5 protein-coding genes and 1 pseudogene are annotated in these 4693 nt (G+C 38.8%); 5 read left to right on the top strand and 1 reads right to left on the bottom strand.

Annotation, left to right across the window (positions count from 1 at the left end):
• Positions 1-127: transposase (locus ERX35_RS11110; RefSeq protein ID WP_149458327.1), on the bottom strand; the 127-nt coding region annotated here is incomplete at its 3' end.
• A gap of 68 nt (positions 128-195) precedes the next feature.
• Here ERX35_RS11110 and ERX35_RS11105 point away from each other — a divergent pair.
• From ERX35_RS11105 to ERX35_RS11085, 5 genes and pseudogenes are all read left to right on the top strand, one after another.
• A pseudogene (locus tag ERX35_RS11105) lies at positions 196-366 on the top strand (colicin E3/pyocin S6 family cytotoxin); the annotation flags it as partial.
• Positions 363-821, top strand: a complete 459-nt coding sequence (locus ERX35_RS11100; protein ID WP_149459952.1) for a hypothetical protein — start codon at positions 363-365, stop codon at positions 819-821. The pseudogene ERX35_RS11105 and the gene ERX35_RS11100, both read left to right, overlap by 4 nt.
• 122 nt (positions 822-943) lie before the next feature.
• Positions 944-2065 (top strand): IS4 family transposase, encoded by a 1122-nt coding sequence (locus tag ERX35_RS11095; RefSeq protein WP_149459951.1) that lies wholly within the window; start codon positions 944-946, stop codon positions 2063-2065.
• 296 nt (positions 2066-2361) lie between these two features.
• Complete coding sequence (locus tag ERX35_RS11090; protein WP_170234624.1) at positions 2362-3921, top strand: DNRLRE domain-containing protein; 1560 nt, start codon at positions 2362-2364, stop codon at positions 3919-3921.
• 264 nt (positions 3922-4185) lie between these two features.
• On the top strand, positions 4186-4693 hold a 508-nt coding region (locus tag ERX35_RS11085), incomplete at its 3' end, for a hypothetical protein (protein WP_149459949.1).

Here is a 4693-nt window from a genome sequence, read left to right as displayed (position 1 = left end):
ATTTTCCTAATGCCGAAGGCGTCAGGTCATATTCACGTACAATTTCATTTCTAGGTTTACCGTTCTCATAAAGTTTGACCATCTGTAGTTTAAACTCAGGACTGAAACTTCTTCTTTCTCGTGACATCAATAAATCACCCACTTTCTTAGATTAACAATATCTATTCACATAGAAATTGTCCAACTAAGTGTAGACGATTCAGCATAAAAACTTCAGGAAGTGGAAGCAAGAAACGTTATTATACATGGGACAAAGCTCATAATGAAATTGAAGTGTATGATAAAAAAGGTAAGCACTTAGGGGCGATGGATTCAGTTACAGGCAAAATGATTAAAAAAGCAGTGAAAGGACGAAAACTATGGTGAGAAATAGTAAAATACGTGGAATGAGAAGGAAAATTAAAAATTTTAAAAGAGAAATAGTAAAAGACTTTAATAAAGTTTCAGATTTTCCTAAATATATTTATGTACCACAGATTACTTCAGTTATGAATACTACAATTGAAGACTCAATAAAATATCGATTGCTAGATGAGTTACTAAAATCTTCTGAAATATTTAATTGCTATAAAAAAACATATATAATTGATAATTTCAATTTTATGAATACCCATTTAGTGATTTCAAGTTCTCAATATTGCCCTGGCGACTATTTATTAGAAAAAGTAAGTAGTAAAAAACCAATTTATATAAAACAAATAGAAACTAAATATAATAGTAGATGTGACTTATATTGTTCATTTAGTATATTAAGCAAGGAGGAATTAAATATATTTGATGAAGAAAATTATAATATAGTAGAAATCACTAGTGTTGCATAAAAATATTTCAACCTACGGTTTTAAATGGAATATTCTAAAAATTTATTTTCTGTACAAAAAAAGTCCTTTATAATGGTTGGAGGTAGTAATACACATCCAAATCCAATACAAAGGATCTCAACATGGATAAGTTTACTAGAAAATCATCATTTGAACAATGGATTTCACCGATAGATTTCAAGAAAATTTCTCAACAGGTGAAAATCCTGAACTTAGACTACTATATAAAGAAGCTAGATACCTATGCTTTCATTAAACTCCTGTTATATTCACAGTTATTTGAGACCGAAAGTCTACGAGCTGTCAGTGACAGTGTTTTTTCAGAGAAACTTCAGAAAACCTTAGGTTTTGATTCTATCAGCTATTCTCAGCTCAGTAGAAAACTATCTGACGTTCCCACACAGATTTTTAAGGATATCTTCAGTCAGCTATTAGACCAGATCCAGAGGGAGACGCATTTTAATCAGAAGAGAAAGATCACTACACCATTGAAGATCATTGACTCAAGTACACTGCCTCTGAACTTTCATCACTATCGCTGGGCAAAGTTCAGAAAAACAAAGTCAGGTGTCAAGCTGCACTTACGGTTGGTTCACATGGAAGATCATGATTCATATCCAGATGATTTCTACCTTACCAATGCCTGTGAGAATGATCAGAATCATCTTGAGCTTTTAGTGGATGACAAGGAATGTATGTACGTTTTTGATCGTGGATATGTACAGTACAGCAGATTTGATGAAATGACTGATGAAGGCTACTTCTTTGTATCCAGATTACGGAGTAATGCGGTTCATAGAGTCATTCACGATTTTGGTGCCGGCGAACAGAGCAGCGTCATTTCAGATGAGATGGTGGTTCTTGGAACAACGACTAACAGGACAGAACATTACTTTCGCCGTGTGACTGTTCAGGATGAAAAAGGCAAAAACCTTGTCTTAGTGACCAATAGATTTGACTTATCTCCGGAGGAGATTGGCGAAATCTACAAATCACGCTGGGCGATTGAACTGTTCTTTAAATGGATCAAGCAGCATCTGAACGTCAAAACATTTTACGGCTGTTCGGAGACAGCTGTCTCCAATCAGGTTTATATCGCTTTGATTGTCTACTGTTTGAATATGCTGATTAAGTTGAAGAATAATAGTAGAAAGAGTATTCTGCAGATCACCAGGTTACTTAAAGCCTCTATATGGAGCAAGGGACACCATCTGATTCGTAGAATCAGGGGGCCTATCCCCTGATAGTTACTAAAAAATGTCGCTTAGTTATTACGTAATTACATCAGTAAAAAAATGGATGATCGCTACCTGTGTTTAGGTGTTTTCAATTTTTAAATTTTCGTAGAAAATAAAAGTTCAGAAAATTTTGTATTTATTTATGCAACACTAGTGACAAATTATAACTAATTAAATTTAGATATACATATAACTCTTTTTTGTAAACTAATATAATTTTTAATAGAGTTAAAAACATATTGCTATTTTACTGTTATGTAAACTATTATCAAAATGGAAGTAAAAATTATTGGAGGTATATGATGGAAAAAAAGGTTTATTTCAGGCCGGTTGTATGGCTGATAGTCGTATCACTGTTAATTTCTTTATTACCTGTTGATTTCTTGACTGCCTATGCAGAGACGAATATCACTCAGGAGAATCTGAAAGAAAAGGACACGCAGAGTACAGAGAACGAAGAGAAGTTGATTCAGGCACCGAAGACGCTTGAAGAAGAAGACAGGAAACAGATAGAAGAAATAAACAATGAAACGACTATTGTGAAAGAGGACGCGAATCAGTATCAGGCGACTTTCTATGATGATCAGGTCATGATGAATACTGGTGATGGGATGAAGGCAGTGAATCCTGCTCTAAAATCACAGGGAGAGAATTATGTACCTCATCAGACGAATATGGATCTGGCGTTCTCAAAGAATCTGACTGCCGGCACACCATTCATGGAGATGACTGATCAGGGCAATGAGACACGTGTCATACTCAAGGGTATTGAATATAAAGATAAGATGAATGCACCGAAAAGCACAGCTGCACAGGTGGACGATAATGTCATCTGGCATAAAAGTGTATTACCTGGAGTAGACCTCCGCCATATCACCTTAAACCAGGAAGTCAAGGAGGATGTCATTCTTAAAGAAAGACAGGCTGACTTAAAAAGCATCATCTATGAGATCGAGACAGATAAAACGGTCACTTTGACAGATGGAAATGAGATTGAATTCAAGGATGCAGAGGGTGAGGTCAGTTTCAAGATGCCGAAGCCTGAAATGTCAGACAGCAATATAGATAAGAAAAGTGGACTATCTGAAAAATCATATGCTGTAAAATATGATCTTAAGAAGGCAGGTAGTAAGTATATATTAAAGGTCATACCTGATGGGAACTGGCTGAATGATGAGGCAAGAGTGTATCCTGTCTACATCGATCCGACGTTCGCAAAGGATGTGACACTGGATACATTTGTCTCCAGTGCCCAACCGGACACCAACCTCAATAAATACTGGAACTCAACTCTCGGACAGTATGTCCTTAGAGTGGGTAAGTATGATGCGGCAACCGGTACTAACTATGCTTTCATGAAGTTCCCTGCGACAAACTATCTGAAAGGAGCGCTTGTCAGTTCCGCAAAAATTTCAGCATACACCAGCTGGAATTACTATGGTGCTACCAAGATGGGTGTATGGCTGGACAAGGTCAATGCAACGTGGTCAGAGATAGGGGTGACCTGGAACACAAAACCGACCAGTACGAATATCACCAGTGCCACGGCAGCGACTAATGAATGGCTGAACTTCAACGTTCTCAGTTATGCCAAAGGCATCGCAGAAGGTAAGAGTGACTACGGTGTGAAACTTCACACGAATGGTAACGGGCAGACCTACTGGAAACAGCTGAGTGCATCTGAGAATGCGACGAACAAATCTAAGCTGACAGTCGTCTACTCCTATCCGAAGATGAGTAATATCCAGACGACGCCTTACACCATCGCAGGGACACGGAACGGCTATATCAATGTCTCGTGGCCATCGATGTTAGGTGCGAAAGCCTATAAACTTCAGATGTTTGATGGGCTGGGATGGTAGACTGTCTATACCGGAGCGTCTACTTCCTACAGTACAAAGGACAAAAAGATCTGGCCGACGACAACCCAATATGCAACAAAGGATACAGTCACAGGAGGAATCAAATTCAGATCGGGTGATGGTACTGACCTGCCGTTAGATCCGTCAGGATTCTATACAAAAAGTCGAGGCACAACAAGTACGGACCAGACCTTCCAGTTCCGTGTCATTACGGATTATGAGCTGGGTAGTGGGACACCTTCTGATGCAGACCGTCAGTCCATCATGGAACTGATTCCTGATACACCGAGTACACCTGTCCTGAAGAGCGCAGTGACTGATGTTAAGGATAAGATAGCCATTGATATCAGTTGGCCGGGCGTTGCCGGTGCCACTTCATACAATGTGTTCATCTTCAATGGGACAGAATATGAGAAGGTTGAGAATGTCACAGGCACTTCATGGAGTTCTAAAGGAAAGAACATTTTTCCTAACACAACGCAGTTGAACGCATTGACACTTGGATCAACTGGGTCACTTCGAGAGAATAAGGATGGCGTTCAGCTGCCGGGAGATCCTTCCATCCTTTATGGAAAGGTCAATGAGAGATATGCCAATGTAAAGCACTATTACTTTAAGGTCACTGCCTCCTCTGGTAAAGGGGAAAGTACTCAATCACCGTTTCTAAAGGTCTATGCGCCGACTTATAATGTCTCAGCAAATATAAATGGCTATGCGGATAACCGTAAGGAGGACAGTGGCTTCCTTTTTGCGAGCTGGAACAAGGTTCCAG

This window comes from Macrococcus equipercicus (assembly GCF_004359525.2).
GTDB classification, from domain to species: domain Bacteria; phylum Bacillota; class Bacilli; order Staphylococcales; family Staphylococcaceae; genus Macrococcus; species Macrococcus equipercicus.
The sequence above is the reverse complement of the archived record's forward strand: the minus strand, read 5'-3'. Positions and strand labels throughout refer to the sequence as shown.

What these genes read in the sequence shown, in the direction of transcription:
- ERX35_RS11090 (WP_170234624.1), top strand. Translation starts at nt 2,362, where the DNA reads ATGGAAAAAAAGGTTTATTTCAGGCCGGTTGTATGGCTGATAGTCGTA.
- ERX35_RS11095 (WP_149459951.1), top strand. Translation starts at nt 944, where the DNA reads ATGGATAAGTTTACTAGAAAATCATCATTTGAACAATGGATTTCACCG.